The 18,128-nt window shown below is 67.1% G+C and carries 14 protein-coding genes and 1 tRNA gene; 12 read left to right on the top strand and 3 right to left on the bottom strand.

The features are described 5' to 3' along the window. The first annotated feature begins 338 nt into the window (after positions 1-338). On the top strand, positions 339-842 hold the full coding sequence (locus tag ACZ6DL_RS14560; RefSeq protein WP_466051266.1) for an Rv3654c family TadE-like protein: 504 nt from the start codon (positions 339-341) through the stop codon (positions 840-842). 267 nt (positions 843-1,109) lie between these two features. Here the strand turns inward: ACZ6DL_RS14560 and ACZ6DL_RS14555 are convergent, their stop codons facing one another. Further along, positions 1,110-3,515 carry a DEAD/DEAH box helicase gene (locus ACZ6DL_RS14555; protein WP_466051264.1) on the bottom strand — a complete coding sequence of 802 codons (2,406 nt, stop codon included), beginning with the start codon at positions 3,513-3,515 and terminating at the stop codon, positions 1,110-1,112. A gap of 436 nt (positions 3,516-3,951) precedes the next feature. Here ACZ6DL_RS14555 and ACZ6DL_RS14550 point away from each other — a divergent pair, with 436 nt between their 5' ends. The 5 genes from ACZ6DL_RS14550 to ACZ6DL_RS14530 all read left to right on the top strand — a co-directional run bounded on the left by ACZ6DL_RS14550 (position 3,952) and on the right by ACZ6DL_RS14530 (position 9,562). Next, on the top strand, positions 3,952-4,158 hold the full coding sequence (locus ACZ6DL_RS14550; RefSeq protein ID WP_011206895.1) for a cold-shock protein: 207 nt from the start codon (positions 3,952-3,954) through the stop codon (positions 4,156-4,158). A gap of 374 nt (positions 4,159-4,532) precedes the next feature. Further along, complete coding sequence (gene topA, locus ACZ6DL_RS14545; protein WP_466051321.1) at positions 4,533-7,379, top strand: type I DNA topoisomerase; 2,847 nt, start codon at positions 4,533-4,535, stop codon at positions 7,377-7,379. A 37-nt stretch (positions 7,380-7,416) separates the two neighbouring features. Then, positions 7,417-7,923, top strand: coding sequence for a mycothiol transferase (locus ACZ6DL_RS14540; protein WP_466051262.1), 507 nt, complete (start codon positions 7,417-7,419; stop codon positions 7,921-7,923). A 298-nt stretch (positions 7,924-8,221) separates the two neighbouring features. After that, positions 8,222-9,427, top strand: coding sequence for a DNA polymerase III subunit delta' (locus tag ACZ6DL_RS14535; RefSeq protein ID WP_466051260.1), 1,206 nt, complete (start codon positions 8,222-8,224; stop codon positions 9,425-9,427). A 62-nt stretch (positions 9,428-9,489) separates the two neighbouring features. After that, positions 9,490-9,562: transfer RNA gene (locus tag ACZ6DL_RS14530), tRNA-Thr, on the top strand. A gap of 209 nt (positions 9,563-9,771) precedes the next feature. Here ACZ6DL_RS14530 and ACZ6DL_RS14525 read toward each other — a convergent pair. Next, entirely contained in the window at positions 9,772-10,164 is a 393-nt protein-coding gene (locus tag ACZ6DL_RS14525) for a hypothetical protein (RefSeq protein ID WP_357127682.1), read from the bottom strand. Between the two features lie 251 nt (positions 10,165-10,415). On the opposite strand from ACZ6DL_RS14525, the gene ACZ6DL_RS14520 reads away from it, so the two are divergent. Beyond that, a complete protein-coding gene (locus ACZ6DL_RS14520; protein WP_466051258.1) occupies positions 10,416-11,606 on the top strand; it encodes an NAD(P)/FAD-dependent oxidoreductase in 1,191 nt (396 codons plus the stop codon). Positions 11,607-11,728: 122 nt separating this feature from the next. Beyond that, complete coding sequence (locus ACZ6DL_RS14515) at positions 11,729-12,679, top strand: RNA polymerase sigma-70 factor (protein WP_466051256.1); 951 nt, start codon at positions 11,729-11,731, stop codon at positions 12,677-12,679. 85 nt (positions 12,680-12,764) lie between these two features. Here the strand turns inward: ACZ6DL_RS14515 and ACZ6DL_RS14510 are convergent, their stop codons facing one another. Beyond that, entirely contained in the window at positions 12,765-13,226 is a 462-nt protein-coding gene (locus ACZ6DL_RS14510) for a MarR family winged helix-turn-helix transcriptional regulator (protein ID WP_466051254.1), read from the bottom strand. A gap of 130 nt (positions 13,227-13,356) precedes the next feature. On the opposite strand from ACZ6DL_RS14510, the gene ACZ6DL_RS14505 reads away from it, so the two are divergent. The 4 genes from ACZ6DL_RS14505 to ACZ6DL_RS14490 all read left to right on the top strand — a co-directional run bounded on the left by ACZ6DL_RS14505 (position 13,357) and on the right by ACZ6DL_RS14490 (position 18,046). Then, positions 13,357-13,860: an SPW repeat protein gene (locus ACZ6DL_RS14505; RefSeq protein ID WP_466051252.1), complete on the top strand. Its 504-nt coding sequence runs from the start codon at positions 13,357-13,359 to the stop codon at positions 13,858-13,860. 228 nt (positions 13,861-14,088) lie between these two features. Beyond that, on the top strand, positions 14,089-14,898 hold the full coding sequence (locus ACZ6DL_RS14500; RefSeq protein ID WP_466051250.1) for an alpha/beta fold hydrolase: 810 nt from the start codon (positions 14,089-14,091) through the stop codon (positions 14,896-14,898). Then, complete coding sequence (locus ACZ6DL_RS14495; protein WP_466051248.1) at positions 14,895-16,154, top strand: SpoIIE family protein phosphatase; 1,260 nt, start codon at positions 14,895-14,897, stop codon at positions 16,152-16,154. The genes ACZ6DL_RS14500 and ACZ6DL_RS14495 overlap by 4 nt, the downstream gene beginning before the upstream one ends. 359 nt (positions 16,155-16,513) lie before the next feature. Beyond that, on the top strand, positions 16,514-18,046 hold the full coding sequence (locus ACZ6DL_RS14490; protein ID WP_466051246.1) for an MFS transporter: 1,533 nt from the start codon (positions 16,514-16,516) through the stop codon (positions 18,044-18,046). Positions 18,047-18,128 lie beyond the last annotated feature (82 nt).

The raw sequence follows: 18,128 nt of genomic DNA, 5'->3' as shown, positions 1-18,128 counted from the left end.
AGCGGCTGCGCATCACGAGGGTTGTCAGTGCGGCACGACTGGTCGGCGGACGTCCGAGCGGGCGCGCCGACCGTGGAAGGCCTCTCACCCTGCGGCTCGGCGGGCCCGGATCGATGAGGCCACACCGGTCCATGCCGTCCTGCTCCGAAGGGCCGACCGTAGGTCGGGTGCTGCGCGTTCGATGCCGCCGAACGCGCGCCGAGGCAGGTTGCCGTACTCGAGAACAGGTGCGACGCATCCGGCGCGCCTGCCGGCGACCGACTGCCTGCGCGACCCGTCACGCTGCGGCAATCGGAGGACGGGTGCGGCGAACCCCCGACATCGACAGAGGGTATGACATGGGCGACCTGAGCGACCCCGAAAAGCACGTCCAGACCAGCGACCGACTCGCACACCGTATGGGCTCTGCGGCATGGCTCCACGCCCATCCGCTCGACGGCGGCGTGGCCGGGCCGGCCTGGCGGGAGGCAATCGTGGCGCGGAGTTCACGCCGCGCATCCAGGGAGGACGGGTTGGCCACAGTCTTCACCTGCCTGGCGCTCGCAGGGCTGATCGGTGTGACGCTCTTGATTGCCCAGGTGGGCACCGTGGTGGTGGAGCGGCATCGGGCGCAGGCAGCCGCCGATTCGGCGGCGCTCGCCGGGGCGGGCGCGTTGGTGGCCGGCATCGAAGCCGCATGCGCGGAGGCGGACGAGGCGGCGCGGCGGATGGGGACACGAATCCGCGTCTGTGCGGTTGCGGAGTGGGACCTCACGGTCGCTGTGGAAAGGAATGTACCAATAGGTCTGTATGGCGATCGCGTCGTTCGAGCGAGTGCGCGGGCCGGCCCGGTTGAAGGCTGACGAGTTCGATACACGGTCGCCCTTGCGTCGCGTCCAGTAGCGGAAATCGGTAATTCTACTGGCGGGTTAAAAGTGGGTCCCGTGGAATTCCCCGCGCGGGTCCGGATATCAAATACCGATGAATGCGCATGTCGGCAATGGAGCCAGTGGCAATACTCTAGTTAACATGAAACTAATCCTTTTTATTCGCCGAGGGTGAAGCGGTGCCATTCCACTGGGAGGTCTCCCAGTCTTCCCAGCGTGCGCGCTGGCAAGGTCGACAATTGGTCACGCGTCCGACTCTGCGTCGTCACGAATCGTCCGACGCCCCGCGCCGGCGGACAGTTCGGTCAGCACGGCGGTGAGCAGGCGTGCCGCTGCCGCCTTGTCCAGCGGGTGGTTCCCGTTGCCGCACTTGGGTGATTGGACGCAGGACGGACAGCCGGCCGCGCAGCCGCACGACTCGATGGCCGACAGGGTGGCCGAAAGCCACTGCCGCAGCTGGGCGAAGCCGCGCTCGGCGAACCCGGCTCCGCCGGCCTGGCCGTCGTAGACGAAGACGGTCGGCAGCCCGGTGTCCGGATGCTCGGCGGTGGAGACGCCGCCGATGTCCCACCGGTCGCAGGTCGCGACCAGGGGCAACAGCCCGATTGCCGCATGCTCGGCCGCGTGCAGCGCTCCCGGCACGTCCTGGGGTTCGATTCCGGCCAGCGCCAGCAGCTCCGGTGTCACCGTGTACATAACCGCCCTGGTGGGCAGTGTCTGCGGCGGTAGATCGAGTTCGACCAAGTCGAGCACTTCACCGGTGACCAGCGTGCGCAGGTAGCCGATCACCTGACTGGTAACCCGCACCCCCGCCAGCCCGGCCGTCACGTGACCGTGGGAGCGGCGGTCGGTCACCGCATCGATGGCGATCGAGGTCACCTGACGCGCGCTGGTGGTCCAGCCGGGCTCGGCGGCGTGCACGAAGGCCACGCCGTCGTCGAGATCCAGCTCGTCGACCACGTAGGTCTCGCCCTGGTGCAGGTGAACGGCGCCGGGATGCAGCGTGGCCCGCGCCCGTCCCGCATCCGCGGTGCCGAGCAGCCTGCCGGTTTCGCCGTCCACGATGGCTACCGGTGCGCCGATGCCGCCCCGGACATCCACCGCGTCGTGCGGTTGCGTCTCCGCGGTCACGTACCAGCGCGCGCGATCCTCGGTCCCGCGCCGCCTGATCAACCCTTTCGCCGCCAACTCGGCAAGGACCTCACCTGCGCCGAGTTCGTCCACCTCGGCGTCGGTGAGCGGCAGCTCGAGCGCGGCACACAGCAGCTGCGGTCCCAGCACGTAGGGATTGCGCGGATCGGTGATGGTGGCCTCGACCGGCTTGTCCAACAGTGCTTCCGGGTGGTGGACCAGGTAGGTGTCCAACGGGTCGTCCCGCGCCACGAGCAGCACGAGCGATCCCTGAGCGCGTCGCCCGGCCCGTCCGGCCTGCTGCCAGAACGACGCGACCGTTCCGGGAAAACCGGAGATGACCACCGCGTCCAACCCCGCGATATCGACGCCGAGTTCCAAGGCGTTGGTCGTCGCGGCGGCCAGTAGCGATCCGTCCGACAAGGCCGCTTCCAGATCACGCCGGTCCTCCGCGAGATATCCCGCGCGGTAGGACGCCACGCGCGCGGCCAAGTCCGGATCGATCTCGGCCAGCAGTCTTCTGGCCTCCATCGCGGTGAGCTCGGCGGCTCGGCGCGAGCGGACGAAGGTCAACGTCCGAGCGCCTTCGGCCACCAGATCAGCCATGATCCGCGCCGCTTCCGCGGTGGCGGGTCTGCGCACCGGAGCACCGTTCTCGCCGGTGAACGCGGTGAGCAAGGGCGGTTCCCAGAGCGCGACGGTCCGTGGCCCCTGCGGTGATCCGTCCGCGGTGACCGCGGTGCACGGCGCGCCGATCAGGCGCGACGCGGCCGCCGCCGGTTCGGCCGAGGTCGCCGAGCAGAGCACGAACACGGGGTCCGCGCCGTATCGTGCGGCGATCCGCCGCAGCCTGCGCAGCACCAGCGCGACATGCGAGCCGAAAACACCTCGATAGGCGTGGCATTCGTCGACCACTACATAACGCAGCCTGCGCAGTACGCGCGCCCAGCGCTGGTGGGATCGCAGTATGCCCAGGTGGAGCATGTCCGGATTGGTGAAGATCCACCGCGCGTTGGCGCGTACCCACTGGCGGATCTCGGCAGGTGTATCGCCGTCGTAGGTGGCCGGATGGATATCACGCAACGGACCTTCGTGCGTGAGCGCGCCGATCGCGCGCAGTTGATCGGCGCCGAGCGCCTTCGTCGGCGACAGATACAGCGCGGTGGCCTTGGGATCGGCTTGCAGCGCCGTGAGCACCGGAAGCTGGTAACCGAGCGATTTGCCCGAGGCGGTCCCGGTACTCACCACCACGTGCTGTCCATGGAACGCCGTATCCGCCGTCTCCACCTGATGGCGCCACGGCGCGTCGAGGCCCGTGTCGCGTAATGCCGCAACCACATCCGGTGATGCCCAGGCGGGCCACGCGGAGTGTGCCGCGGCCCGCGCGGGCAACTCGACCACATGCGTCAGCCGAGGATCGCTGTCCGGCACCCCCGTTAGGACACGATTCAGCAACGATGCCCCGTAGCTGAGCCCTGAGGGAGGCCGTCCGCGGAGCGCTGAGTACGGCTGATTCACGACGCGAACCCCGCCACACGCGCCGGAAGTGTGAAACGTGTGCGTCCGGCAACCCCTACCTGCCATTTCGATACCCAATAGCGACCTGGGTCACAGCTTCTTTGCTGAACGTCGACTCGGTTATCACCAAGCAAACGAACCCCAAGTCCGGATTCCACCATTGTGTCCCTCACCTGCGCATTCGCAAGATCAACTTTTTTGCAAATTGTCGGTAACTCGACTGTTGAATTGCCCGAAGACATGGTTCACTGGTTCCTGGTCGCAAGCTTCTGTGTTCGAGGGACGGATCCAAAGTCCAAACCGTCAGCAGGATCGATGTTGCGAACGGTGTGCTTGGTGCTTTCCTGCAGGGGGAACCAACAGTACAGCGGTCGGAACGGACCCGGTGGACGAACCCAGTTGTCCGCCGTTCCGGTAAGAAAAGAGAAGGAACAGAATGGCACAGGGAACTGTGAAGTGGTTCAACGCGGAGAAGGGGTTCGGCTTCATCGCGCCGGAGGACGGCTCCGCTGACGTCTTCGTCCACTACTCCGAGATCCAGGGTTCGGGTTTCCGCACCCTCGAGGAGAACCAGAAGGTCGAGTTCGAGGTCGGCCAGGGCACCAAGGGCCCGCAGGCCACCGGAGTGCGTGCGCTCAGCTGAGCGGCGCGAGGATCCACAGCTCGTCCCTCACCACCGGCAACGGGGTGAGGGACGAGCTATATCTGGGGTAGTCACGGCCCGTGTGCGCCGGCGGATCGGTCCGCCGAGCATGCCGCGGCGCAGGTGTGGCGAAACGGCAGGCATACTGATTCGAACTGGCGGGCGTACGCTCAGTGGTTCGAGTCGGAAGCACTCGACCACACGCGGCGTCACGGTATAAACGTGTCTGGTGCGACGTTCAGCCGTCGCAGCCGCTCACCCCAAGCCGCGCACAGCGGAAACTACGCAGCGCGGGTCGATCAGGAAAGGTGTATTCGCCGGTGGCAACACGAGACCGCGGTGCAGCCGACCAGGGCCGTGCCCTGCGTCGTCTCGTGATCGTCGAGTCCCCGACCAAGGCCCGCAAGATCGCGCCGTACCTGGGTCGTAACTACACGGTCGAGGCGTCGGTCGGTCATATCCGGGATCTGCCGCGCGGTGCGGCGGATGTCCCGGCCAAGTACAAGGGCCAGTCATGGGCGCGCCTCGGCGTGGATGTGGACAACGACTTCGAACCCATCTACGTCGTCAGCCCGGATAAGAAGGCCAAGGTCACCGAGCTCAAGAGCCTGCTGAAGGACGCGGACGAGCTCTACCTGGCCACCGACCCCGACCGCGAGGGCGAGGCGATCGCCTGGCACCTGCTGGAAACGCTCAAACCCAAGGTGCCGGTCCGGCGGATGGTGTTCCACGAGATCACCGAACCCGCCATCCAGGCCGCCGCCGCTGACACCCGTGACCTCGACAACGATCTGGTGGACGCGCAGGAGACCCGCCGCATCCTGGACCGGCTCTACGGCTACGAGGTCAGCCCCGTGCTGTGGAAGAAGGTCATGCCGCGGCTGTCGGCGGGCCGCGTGCAGTCGGTGGCCACCCGGGTGATCGTGCAGCGCGAACGCGAGCGGATGTCGTTCCGTTCCGCCGAATACTGGGACATCGCCGCCAAGCTGGACGCGGGCAACGGCGAGGAGAGCGACGCCACCAATCCGAGGACCTTCGGCGCCCGTCTGGTCACCGTCGACGGCGCGCGGGTCGCCACGGGGCGCGATTTCGGATCGGACGGGCAGCTCAAGGCCGCGAGCGGCGTCGTCGTCCTGGACGAGGGCTACGCGCGGCGGCTGGCCGAGGCGCTGGACGGCGCCGACCTGGTGGTCTCCTCGGCGGAGGCCAAGCCGTACACGCGCAAGCCCTATCCGCCGTTCATGACCTCGACGCTGCAACAGGAGGCGGGACGCAAACTTCGTTTCACCTCCGAGCGGACCATGCGGGTGGCGCAGCGGTTGTACGAGAACGGCTACATCACCTACATGCGTACCGACTCCACGACGCTGTCGGAGTCGGCCATAGCCGCGGCCCGTGCGCAGGCCACCCAGCTCTACGGCTCGGAGTTCGTGCACCCGACCGCACGGCAGTACACCCGTAAGGTGAAGAACGCGCAGGAGGCGCACGAGGCGATCCGTCCGGCGGGCGACACGTTCGCCACGCCCGGTCAATTGCACGCGCGGTTGGACAACGACGAGTTCCGGCTCTACGAACTCATCTGGCAGCGCACGGTCGCCTCCCAGATGGCCGACGCCAGGGGCACCACGCTGACGCTGCGCATCACCGGCGTCGCGGGCACCGGCGAGGAGTGCGTGTTCTCCGCTTCGGGCCGCACCATCACCTTCCCCGGCTTCCTGAAGGCCTATGTGGAGAGCGTCGACGAGGAGGCGGGCGGCCAGTCCGACGACGCCGAGTCCAGGCTGCCCGCGCTGGACGAAGGCCAGGCGGTGACGGCGGTCGAGCTGAATCCCGATGGGCACAGCACCAACCCGCCCGCGCGCTACACCGAGGCGTCGCTGATCAAGACGCTCGAAGAGCTCGGCATCGGCCGCCCGTCGACGTATTCGTCGATCATCAAGACGATTCTCGACCGCGGCTACGTCTACAAGCGCGGTAGCGCGCTGGTGCCGTCGTGGGTGGCTTTCGCCGTGATCGGCTTGCTGGAGGAACATTTCGGCCGACTGGTCGATTTCGACTTCACCGCCGCCATGGAGGACGATCTCGACGCCATCGCCGGTGGACGCGAGCAGCGCGGAAACTGGTTGTCCAGCTTCTACTTCGGCGGCGATCACGGTGTGGAAGGGTCGGTCGCGCGGTCCGGCGGTCTGAAGAAGATGGTCGGGGAGCGGCTCGACGACATCGACGCGCGCGAGATCAACTCCATCAAGCTGTTCAGCGATGCCGACGGACGCGATGTCGTGGTCCGGGTCGGCAAGTACGGGCCGTATTTGGAGCGGATGGTCGCCGATCCCGATGACCCCGAGGGTAATCCGGTGTCGCAGCGGGCCAATCTGCCGGATGATCTTCCGCCGGACGAGTTGACCCCCGAAGTCGCCGAGAAGCTGTTCTCGACGCCGCAGGAGGGTCGTTCGCTCGGCGTCGATCCCGAGTCGGGGCACGAAATCGTCGCCAAGGAAGGGCGTTTCGGCCCGTATGTCACCGAGGTCCTGCCCGAACCGCAGGTCGATCAGGGGCAGGAACCCGCCAAGAAGACCGCGAAGAAGGCCGCCGCGCCGAAGCCGCGCACGGGCTCGCTCTTCAAGTCCATGGACCTGGCCACCATCACGCTCGATGATGCGCTGAAGCTGCTGTCGCTGCCGCGTGTGGTCGGTACCGACCCGGCGAGCGGTGAGGAGATCACCGCGCAGAACGGGCGCTACGGGCCGTACCTGAAGAAGGGCACCGACTCGCGTTCGCTGAACACCGAGGATCAGATCTTCACCGTCACGCTGGAGGAGGCGCTGAAGATCTACGCGGAGCCGAAACGCCGTGGGCGGCAGGCGTCCAGCGCCGCCCCGCTGCGTGAACTCGGCAACGACTCGGCCAGCGGCAAGCCGATGGTGATCAAGGACGGCCGCTTCGGTCCGTACGTCACCGACGGCGAGACCAACGCGACGCTGCGCAAGGGCGACGAGATCGAGTCGATCACCCCGGAGCGGGCCATGGAACTGCTCGCCGACCGGCGGGCTCGCGGGCCGGTGAAGAAGACCGCCAAGAAGGCCGCTGCGAAGAAGGCTCCCGCCAAGAAGACCGCGGCCAAGAAGACCGCCGCCAAGAAGGCGACCACTACGAAGACGGTGGCCAAGAAGACCGCGGCGCAGAAGACGGTGGCGAAGAAGACCGGCGTCGGGAAGTCGTGAGTTCTCGCTGCGCGGCGATAGCCGTAGCCTGAGCGCCATGAGTACCGAACAGGAGCGCGAGGATCTGATCGCGATGCTCGCCGACCAGCGCGAACTCTTCCGCATCACCCTGCGTGGCATCGACGACGAGCAGGCGCGGAAGCGAACCACGGTGAGCGAGCTGACCCTGGGCGGGCTGTTGCACCACCTGGTCAGCTGCGAACGGCACTGGACGTCGGTGCTCGTGCGGCGGGACGAGAACGCGGAACTGGATGTCTCGCAGTTCGGCGCCGAGTACGTGATGGCACCCGAGGAGACCGTGGCAGGCCTGCTGGCCACCTGGGACGAGGTTGCCGCGGCGACGGCCGAGCTGATCCGCTCGGTGGACAGCCTCGACACCTCGATCCCCACTCCGACGACGCCGTGGACTCCGGAGCGCATCTGGTGGTCGGTGCGCTACACGGTGCTGCACATCCTGCGGGAGATCGCGCATCACTCGGGCCACGCCGACATCATCCGCGAGGCGCTGGACGGGGCGAACAGCACGCACCAGCGCGCCTCCTAGCCTCGGGCAGGGCTGTCGAGTACGGCCGATTTGCCGTGGCCGCCGTGAGATCTCGGTGATGCTGGGTCCCGAAGGTGTCCTCCCGTGCATCACCTGGTGCGCGAAATCTTCGGGCGACATGAGTGCCTCAGCGGCCGGTCCGGGCGGCGCGACGTTTCGATCCACCGCGACGGTGGGCGCGTCGGCCTGAAACTGTCGGGAGGGGCCGGGTGTGCGGTGAAGTGCGCGTCGCGGTTGGCGGTGAGAGCGCTGCGGTATCGGCCCGAAACTGTCGGGAGGGGCCGATAGGGTGTACGGCGTGGCGGGAGTCTTCGATCGATTGGTCGGCCAGGAGGCGGTCGAGTCCGAGTTGACGGCTGCCGCCGTAGCCGCGCGCGGGGGAGCGGTCGAAGGCGCGATGACGCATTCGTGGTTGTTCACCGGCCCGCCCGGCTCGGGCAGATCCGTCGCGGCGCTGTGCTTCGCGGCGGCGTTGCAGTGCACCGACTCGGGGACACCCGGGTGCGGCAGGTGTCACGCCTGCACCACGACCATGGCGGGCACGCACGGCGATGTGCGCCGGGTGGTGCCCGAGGGCCTGAGCATCAGCACCAAAGAGATGCGCGAGATCGTGCAGGTGGCCTCGCGCAGGCCGAGTACCGGGCGCTGGCAGGTGGTGGTCATCGAGGATGCCGACCGATTGACCGAGGCGGCGGGAAACGTGTTGCTCAAGGTCGTCGAGGAGCCGCCGGAACGGACGGTGTTCCTGCTCTGCGCCCCTTCGGTCGACCCCGAGGACATCTCGATCACGCTGCGCTCCCGCTGTCGGCACGTGCACCTGGTGACGCCATCGGTGCCCGCCATCGCGCGGGTGCTGCGGGAACGCGACAACCTCGACGAGAAGACCGCGAACTGGGCCGCCTCCATCAGCGGCGGCCATGTCGGCCGTGCCCGTAGGCTCGCCACCGACGAAGAGGCGCGAGCCCGCCGCCGACGCGCTCTGGCCTTGGTCACCGCATCCGGGAAGCCCGGCGCGGCCTACGCCGCCGCCGACGAGCTGGTGCGCGCGGCCGACGACGAGGCCAAACAGATGAGCGCGACCCGGGACGACCGCGAGCGCGAGGAACTCGCGACCGCGATGGGCGCGGGCGGCACCGGCAAGGGCGCGGCGAGCGCGACTCGCGGCTCCGCCGGCGTGCTGAAGGACTTGGAGCGGCGGCAGAAGTCCCGCGCGACCCGCACCGGCCGCGACGCACTCGATCGCGCTCTGATCGACGTGGCGGGCGTCTACCGGGACGCGCTGGCCGTCCGATTCGGCGCCACCCGGCTCGGCTCCGGCATCGCGCTCACCCACCCGGATCTGTCCGACGAGATCCACGACTTGGCCGAGCGCGTGCGTCCAGAAGGCCTGCTGAAGTCCATCGAGGCCGTGCTCGCCTGCCGTACCGCGCTCGACCTGAACGTCAAACCCCGTTTCGCCCTCGCCGCCATGGCCGCTGCCCTCATCGCGGCCCGCGCGCAGTGACCGTGACCACCTGTTTTCGCGATCGGGCCGCGAAAGGATAGACTCGCTTGGCCGAAAGGCACGCCGCCTTAGCTCAGTCGGTAGAGCGCTTCACTCGTAATGAAAAGGTCGGGGGTTCGATTCCCCCAGGCGGCTCAAAGAAAGCCAGGTCAACGGCTGTTTCCGCGCTGGGGAGACTAGGTGTTCTCGGTCGCGTCTCCATGCCTCCACACCTCGCGCGGGTGGCCCTGTAGCGACGCATTCAGGTCTGCGACTGCCGCCACTGCAAGCCCGAGGTTGTCGCACGACACCGTGTAACTGGAAGCGATACCGGCCGACCCCGACTCATGGAGCGAGTCCGCGCGTCAGGGTGCGTCCAACACGCTTGCCGGAACCCCGTAGGGGAGAAACCGCACTCGACGGCGGTCATCGGTGTTGTCGCGATGTGCGCGTAAGGCCTCGAGCTCGCTGGGGAAGACCTGGTCGATCCTGGCCTCGCCGGTGTCGTCGATGCTGTAGATCGCCCATACCCCGCTGCCCGTCTCACCGGTGATCTCGCCCTCGGGTTCCGGTGGACGTGGCCGTTCCGGCTGGACGAACTGCCCGAACAGCGACGCCAGCGAACCGAGGCTCGCGTGGTCTACACGGTCGAGGTATACGCCGGCTTTCCCGAGCAGGTCGCGGAGTTCGGTTCCCGCCCCACGCAGTGCGCGTTCGAAATCTTCCGGATCGATGCCGAAAGGTCCGTTGGTTGGCATCATGTGCTCCTGGGGACGAGGTGGGCGCTACGACCTCAGTGTCCTCGCGAAACGCCGACTTCGCCACGCCGACCACCTCTGTCCTCGACAGCTGAGCGGCGGTGACGAGAGCGTTGCCACGCTTGGTTCCGCAGCGGCATGCCAAATCCCGAGGTTCTCGGCCGATTGTCAAGTGACCTGCATCACAACGTGTCAGGATGTGCGCTCCGGCGGTGTCTTGTTCCCGAGCCTCTCGGAGCGAAGGAGACACCATGAGCAAGAACATCCATGCGGTCGTGATCGGCGGCGGATATGCAGGTGTGATGGCGGCGAACCGTCTCACGCAGCGTGACGACATCGCGGTGACCGTGATCAATCCCCGCCCACTCTTCGTCCCGCGGCTGCGTCTGCACCAACTGGTGGGCGGAACCCACGATGCGGTCGTCGACTATGCCGAAGTCCTCGCCGAGGGCGTGCGGCTGGTCGTCGACAGCGTGACCGGAATCGACGCGGCCGCGCGCCGGGTGACGATGGCGGAGGGCGACGAGATCCGCTACGACTACCTGATCTACGCGGTGGGCAGCGGCAGTGCGGGCCCACGGGTGCCGGGGGCGGCAGAGTTCGCCTACCCGGTCGCGACTCTGGAGGCGGCGCAGCGGTTGCGATCGGCGCTCTTCGACACGCCCATGGCGGCTGCGGTGACGGTCGTGGGGGGCGGCCCGACCGGCATCGAGACCGCCGCCGAGCTGGCGGAGCGGGGGCGCGCCGTCACGTTGGTCAGCGGCGGGATCCTCGGCCCGTATCTGCATCCGAAGGCTCGGCGCACAGCCCGTAAGTATCTCGCCAAGCTGGGGGTCAGCGTGCTGGAAGGCCCGGACTCGGCAGTCGCCGCGGTGACGCGGGAGGCCGTGGAACTCGCCGACGGCCGCACGTTGGCGAGCCGGGTCACCATCTGGACCGCGGGCTTCGGTGTTCCGGATCTGGCCGCCCGCAGCGGGCTGAGCACCGATAGCGCCGGGCGTCTGCTCACCGACGAGACCCTCACCAGCGTCGACGACGAGCGCATCGTCGCGGCGGGCGATTCGGCGGCACCGTCGGATCTGCCGTTCCGGATGAGCGCCTACGCCGCGGGTTGCCTCGGCGCCCATGCCGCGGACACCGTGCTGCACCGCATCGCGGGTGACCGGCCGGCGCCGATCGACCTGTCGTTCCCCGCGATGTGCATCAGCTTCGGCCGCGGCGCCGGGATCTTCCAGCTGGCGCACAAGGACGACACCGCGCTGCGGCTCTACTTCAGCGGCCCGGTGGGCAAGAAGCTCAAGGAGTTCTCCTGCGCCTCCAGCGTCGAACACCTGGTGAACGAGGCGCGTAAGCCCGGGTCGCACTCCTGGTTCAAGGACGGCAAGCACAGGCCGGCTCTGCTGGAGGCCCGGCGTAGCGTCACCGCGGCACCGGTCGCCTAGCCGAACCCGCCGGTGACTTCGACCGCACGATGTGCGGCAGCCCCCCTGATCGCGGGCGCTGCCGCACGCGGCAGCGACAACCGGCGTCGCACGGCCCCCGACGGACGGAAGGAGAGGACTGGATGGACACAGCAAATGAACCTGGCGAGTCGCGGCGGGTCGACGGTCCGGGAGCGGGTCGCGACCACTCCACGGTCGAGGCGACGGAAACGTTCGTCGCCCACCGCAAGCTGCTCTTCACCGTCGCCTACGAGATGCTCGGATCGGCGGCCGATGCCGACGACGTCCTCCAGGAGACGTGGTTGCGTTGGGTGGCGGTCGACGCGGCGCAGGTCGACGACGCCCGTGCCTATCTGGTTCGGATCACCACCCGTCAGGCGCTCAACCGGCTGCGGTCGATGAAACGCCGCAGGGAGGCTTACGTGGGTTCCTGGTTGCCCGAGCCACTGCTCACCACGCCGGATGTGGCCGCCGATGTAGAACTCGCCGAAAGCGTCTCGATGGCGCTGATGCTCGTGCTGGAGACGTTGACCCCGACCGAACGCGCGGTGTTCGTGCTGCGCGAAGCATTCGGGATGGGCTACGACGAAATCGCGGCCGCGGTCGACAAGACTCCCGCCGCCGTCCACCAGCTCGCCCACCGCGCCCGCCGACACGTCGAAGCCCGCCGTCCGCGCCGCTCGGTCACCGCGCGAGAGGCCGAAGCGGCTGCCGCCGCGTTCCGGCGCGCGCTCGAGACCAGAGACCTGCGCGGCCTGCTGGACGTACTGGCCCCCGACGTCGTGGCGATCAGCGACGGAGGCGGCATCAAGCAGGCCACACCGCGTCCGGTCATCGGTGCGGGGAAGGTGGCCCGGTTCATCGTCGGTGGGCTCACCAGGAACGACGTCGCGCTCACCGTCGAGGCGACCACGGTCAACGGCAGTCCCGCATTGGCTCTGTACATGGACGGAGAACTCGACGGCGTCATCGCGATGCGTGTCGAGGACACCCGTATCGCCGGCCTCTATTACGTCCGCAACCCGCAGAAACTGACCCGCGTCGATTCCGAGATCCCACTCACTCTGCGCTGAACACCGGTTACGGCCCGTCCGCGCACCGACTGGGGCGGTGGCCGTCTCGCCTACCGCGTCTCGGTTGCGGGTGGGTCCGGCAGGCTCATCCTGCCTGCGGCACGGCGGGTAGGTCGTCGAGGGTGCCGAGGAGTGGGGTCAGTCGCTGGAGTTCTTCCAGATGTGTGGCGCTGAGCAGGGCCAGGATTTCCTTGCCCGCCTCGGTCAGGGTGAGGTGGACGACGCGGCGGTCGTTGCCCTGCCCTCGCTTGCGGGCGACGAGGCCGAGTTGCTCGGTGCGATCGATCAGTTGCACCACGCTGTGGTGGCGGGTGGACAAGTAGCCGGCGATCTCTCCGATGGTCGGCCCGCCCGGGGCGGAATGCCCCCGGATCGCCAGCAGCAGTTGGTGCTGCGTATCGGTGAGCCCTACTTCGGCCGCCCGGCGCTCACTCCACCGCAAGAGCCGGCGAAGCCCGGCCCGGAACGCCAGCAGCCGCGAGTATTCCTGATCGCTGAGGTGCTGAGACTCGGGCGGGACCGGCGATGGCATCGACTCATCCATCATGGGGTGATATTATCACAGAATGATATATGAGTGAGCGGCGATCAGGACGGGCCGCGTTCCTGGATCGGTCGCGGTCGCCCGGCTCGGGAGAGCTTCGATTCGCCACTACGTCTGAAGGGTGGTGGAGAGTATGAGTAGTGAAACCATGATGAGTCGGCATCCCGACATCGTGGAGTTGCGGGAGAAGTACGAGCGCGCCTCTGAGGCGCCCGACGCCCAAGCGGTCACCGGCCTGATGTTCCTGACCGGGCTCTATATCGCGATCTCCCCCTGGGTCGTGGGGTTCAACGGGTTCTCGACGTTGACCGTCAACAACCTCGTCGTCGGCATCGCCCTGGCGATGCTGGCCTTCGGATTCGCCTCGGTTTACGGCCGGACCCATGGCATCGTCTGGGCCGCGCCCCTGCTCGGCCTCTGGACGATCCTGGCTCCCTGGGTGGTCAGCGGCGACGTCGACACCACGTCGACGATCTGGAACAACGTGGTCGCCGGCGCAATCGCTGTGCTGCTCGGCCTGGGCTCGATGTTCCTCGGGATGAGCCGGACCGGCCGCCTCACCGGAGAGGCGCCTGCCGCGAACGCGACTCGAACGCAGCGACCGTCCGGGCTTCCGCCGGAAACTCCCGCGCGGTGAGAACGCAGTTCATCCCGGCTGAATCGGCACGGCTTTTTCAACGCGCAAACCCCTGCAAATCGAAGCCGTCCGAGGATGCGTTCTTCGCACACTGAGAGGTGTTGGGTCTGGGGTGGCCGGGGGCGCCGGCTATCCCAGACCTGACCTCTATCGAAAGCCGTCTTCCCTCCAGCCAGGCAGAACGACCGGCGGTGGGCGTTCGCACGAGTTTTCTGCGAAGGTGTTTATGTGAAGGTGCTGAGCAGGAACCATGTGACCGTCAGCGGCAAGACCGGCGCGCCGGTGGTCGTGCTCGCCCACGGCTTCGGTTGCGACCAGCACATGTGGCGGCTGGTCGTGCCGGTTCTGGAGCGGGATTTCACCGTCGTACTGTTCGATCACGTGGGTGCGGGCCGCTCGGACCTGTCGGCCTGGAGCCCTCAGCGTTATTCCAGCATGGACGGGTACGTCGAGGATGTGCTCGCGCTGCTTCGCGAACTCGATCTGGGGCCGGTGATCTTCGTCGGGCACTCGGTGAGTGCGACGATGGGAGTGCTCGCCGCCGCCCGCGAGCCCGCGGCGTTCGCCGGCCTGGTGCTGGTGGCTCCTTCGCCGTGCTTCATCGATGATCCGGCCACCGGGTATCGGGGCGGCTTCGATGCCGCCGACATCGACGAACTCCTGGAGGCGCTCGATGCGAACTATCTGGGTTGGTCGGGTGCGATGGCGCCGGTCATCATGGGCAACCCCGATCGGCCGGAGCTCGCCGAGGAACTCACCAACAGTTTCTGCCGCACCGACCCGGAAATCGCCCGTGTCTTCGCTCGCGTCACGTTCCTCGCCGACAACCGGGCCGATCTCGATGCGGTGGAGGTACCCACTCTGATCCTGCAATGCTCCGATGACGCTATCGCCCCACTCGAGGTCGGGGCCTTCGTCCACGAGCGGATTCGGGGCAGCAGACTGGTCACGCTGACGGCAACCGGCCACTGCCCCCAGCTCAGTGCTCCGGCGGAGACCGCCGATGCCATAGCCGCCTTCGCCGCCGAGACCGGATGACGAGCGCCGCGGGCGACCGAGACTGTCGCAGTGCTCTCGGAGCAGGGACGGATGACGACGCGGCGTTCGCCGCGTTGCTCGAGGACAGCGCCGAGGACCTGTACGAGAACGCGCCCTGCGGATACCTCTCCACCTCGCTGGACGGTCGCATCGCCAAGGTGAATGCGACGCTGCTCGACTGGCTGGGCTGGCGGCGAGACGAACTGGTCGGCCGGAAGCACTTCTCCGACCTGCTCACCGTGGGTGGCCGCCTCTATCACGAGACCCATTTCGCTCCCCTGCTGCGCATGCAGGGGAAGATTCGCGGGATCGCCCTGGAGATGAAGACCACCGACGGCCGCCGACTACCCGTGCTGGTCAGCTCGCAGGTCAAGACCGGCAGCCAGGGGCAACCGCTTCTGATTCGCACCACCGTCTTCGATGCCCGCGAGCGCCGCGCCTACGAGACCGAGCTGCTACGGGCACGACGAGAAGCCGAGCAGGAGCGCGAACGCCTCCAGCGTCTGAACACCACTTTGCAGACCACACTGCTACCACCCGAACTACCCGATGTTCCCGGCCTCGAGGTCGCCGCGTACTACCACATCGCCTCCGCCGACGAGGTCGGCGGCGACTTCTACGATCTGTTCCCGATCACCGGCGGCAGCTGGGGAATGTTCCTGGGCGATGTCTGCGGCAAAGGCGCTCCTGCCGCGGCCCTCACTTCCCAGGCCCGCTACACGCTGCGCACCGCCACCGCCTACACCCGCGATCCGGCCGCCGTGCTCGACATGCTCAACACCACCCTCACCGAGCGGTCCCACGGCCACAGCCCACGGTTCTGCACGATCATCTTCGGCCTGATCGAACCCACACCCCAGCGCGGGGGTTGCGACATCACCCTGGCCGGGGGCGGGCACCCGCCGGCCCTGCTCTTGCGCTCCGACGGGGGCGTGGAGGAAATGCATACCTGGGGCGGTCAGCTCATCGGGGCGATCCGAAACGCCCAGATCGTCACCAGGAAAGTCCGGCTCGAGGTCGGCGACACCCTGATTCTCTACACCGACGGGCTCACCGAGGCCCGCACGACGGCGAACGGCGGTCGCTACAGCGACCGAGCACTCATCGAATTCGCTCGCGCGCTGGCCCCGGTCACGGCCTCCGGCGGCGTCGAGGCCATCCGAGAACTGCTCGCCTCCTTCGGATCCGGAGTGGAGGACGATACCGCCGTCCTCGCCATCCACGCGTTACCCCCAGCGCAGGGCGCCACGCCCTGATTCCCGCGGGGGACACCGGGTTCGAGAGCTGGGCCCTACCGTGAGTGGATCCGTTCGACCGCGCCCCGAACCGCTACCTGCTGAAACGCCGCTTCGCTGAGCGGGGAATATCTCACAACTTTAATGAGCCGTCGAATAGTGGCACAATTCACAACGAACCAATATTCATGTAACCCTGGCGTAACCAGGTTCCGCTCGGGGCGATGAGGAGCGACGCCGGTGCAGATGCCGAGGACCAGATCGAGGCTTACGTCCCTCGGGGAACCATCGTTGCCCGGCATCGATGCGGTCCTATCCTGCCGACCCTCACGCGGCCCCGTGGGCGAACCGGCTTCTTCTGCAATCGAGGTGATCATCAAGTGTTGGAAAACCGAACCAAGGTAATCCGAAGTCTGGTTCCCGCTCGGATGGACCGGCTTCCGTGGACCGGGTTCCATTGGCTCATCGTCGTGGGGCTCGGCGTCTCCTGGATCTTGGACGGAATCGAGATCCAGATCGTCAGCAGCATGGGCGGCCCGCTACAGGACGCCGACGCACTGCATCTCACGTCCGGTCAGGTCGGCGCGATGGCTTCGTGGTATCTGGCAGGCCAAGTCGTCGGCGCACTCGTCTTCGGCCGTCTCACCGACCGGCTCGGTCGCAAGAAACTATTCATCCTGACTCTGGCGATCTATCTGATCGGCAGCGGATTGGCCGGTTTCTCCTGGAATGCGTGGTCGCTGTATTTCTTCCGCTTCATCGCGGGCACCGGAATCGGCGGAGAATACACGGCGATCAATTCGGCGATCGACGAGATCATGCCGTCGAAGTATCGGGGCCGGGTCGACATCGCGATCAACGGCACCTATTGGGGCGGTGCGGCTTTGGGAGCGGCAGCCAGCCTGGTCCTGTTCAACGAACGTTTCATTCCGACCGATTGGGGATGGCGGCTCGGATTCTTCATCGGACCCGTCCTCGGGCTGGTCATCATCTTCCTGCGCAGGCACATCCCCGAGAGCCCCCGCTGGCTGCTCACCCACGGGCGGGCCGAGGAAGCCGAGCGGACCGTCGACGAGATCGAAGCGCAGGTTCGGAGCAGGGGAGTCGAACTCCCTCCGGTCGACGAGAGCAAAGCCCTGGATATCGTGGACACGGAGCGACTGTCCTATCTGCAGATGGGTCGGATCTTCTTCGGACGGTATCCTTCCCGTTCCTTCCTCGGATTCACGATGATGGCCACGCAAGCATTTCTGTACAATGCGATTTTCTTCACCGTCGGCCTGGTTCTGATCAATTTCTACAACGTGCCCGCGCATCACACGGGATATTATTTCTTCCCCTTTGCGATCGGCAACCTGATCGGCCCGTTGGTGCTCGGCCCGCTCTTCGACAGTATCGGTCGCCGGAAGATGATCTGCGCGACGTACTCGATATCCGGTTTCCTGCTTTTCATCTCTGCCTGGGCATTCAACGCGGGCATGCTCGACGCCACCACGCAGACGATTTTCTGGTGCGTCATCTTCTTCTTCGCCTCGGCGGGCGCTTCCTCCGCCTATCTCACGGTCAGCGAGATCTTTCCGCTGGAACTGCGTGGTCAAGCCATCTCGTTCTTCTTCGCCATCGCGCAGGGCGCCGGTGGGGTTGTCGCACCGTTCCTGTTCGGGCACCTGGTAGGCGGCGCCGACAACCCGAGCCCCGACCGGTTCCCGCTCACGGTGGGGTACCTCATCGGCGCCGGGTTCATGATCGTCGGCGGTTTGGTCGCCTGGTTCTTCGGAGTGAACGCCGAAGGGCAGTCCCTGGAGGACATCGCGGATCCGCTGTCTGTGGCGAAACCCTCGACTCCAGTTGCCATGAGTAGCGAGCCGGTGTCTGACGGCGCGTCGGGTATCGATGCAACGAACGGGGATTAGCGAGATGGTGCAGCCGACTCCGTGGCGTGCGAGCAAGGATCGACAGGCAGCCGCACCGCGCCGGTCAGCGGGCAGTGTTCGA

The sequence above is a fragment of the Nocardia sp. NPDC041819 genome, assembly GCF_055590505.1.
Note: the sequence above shows the minus strand (reverse complement) of the source record. Positions and strands in the feature narration are given on the sequence as shown.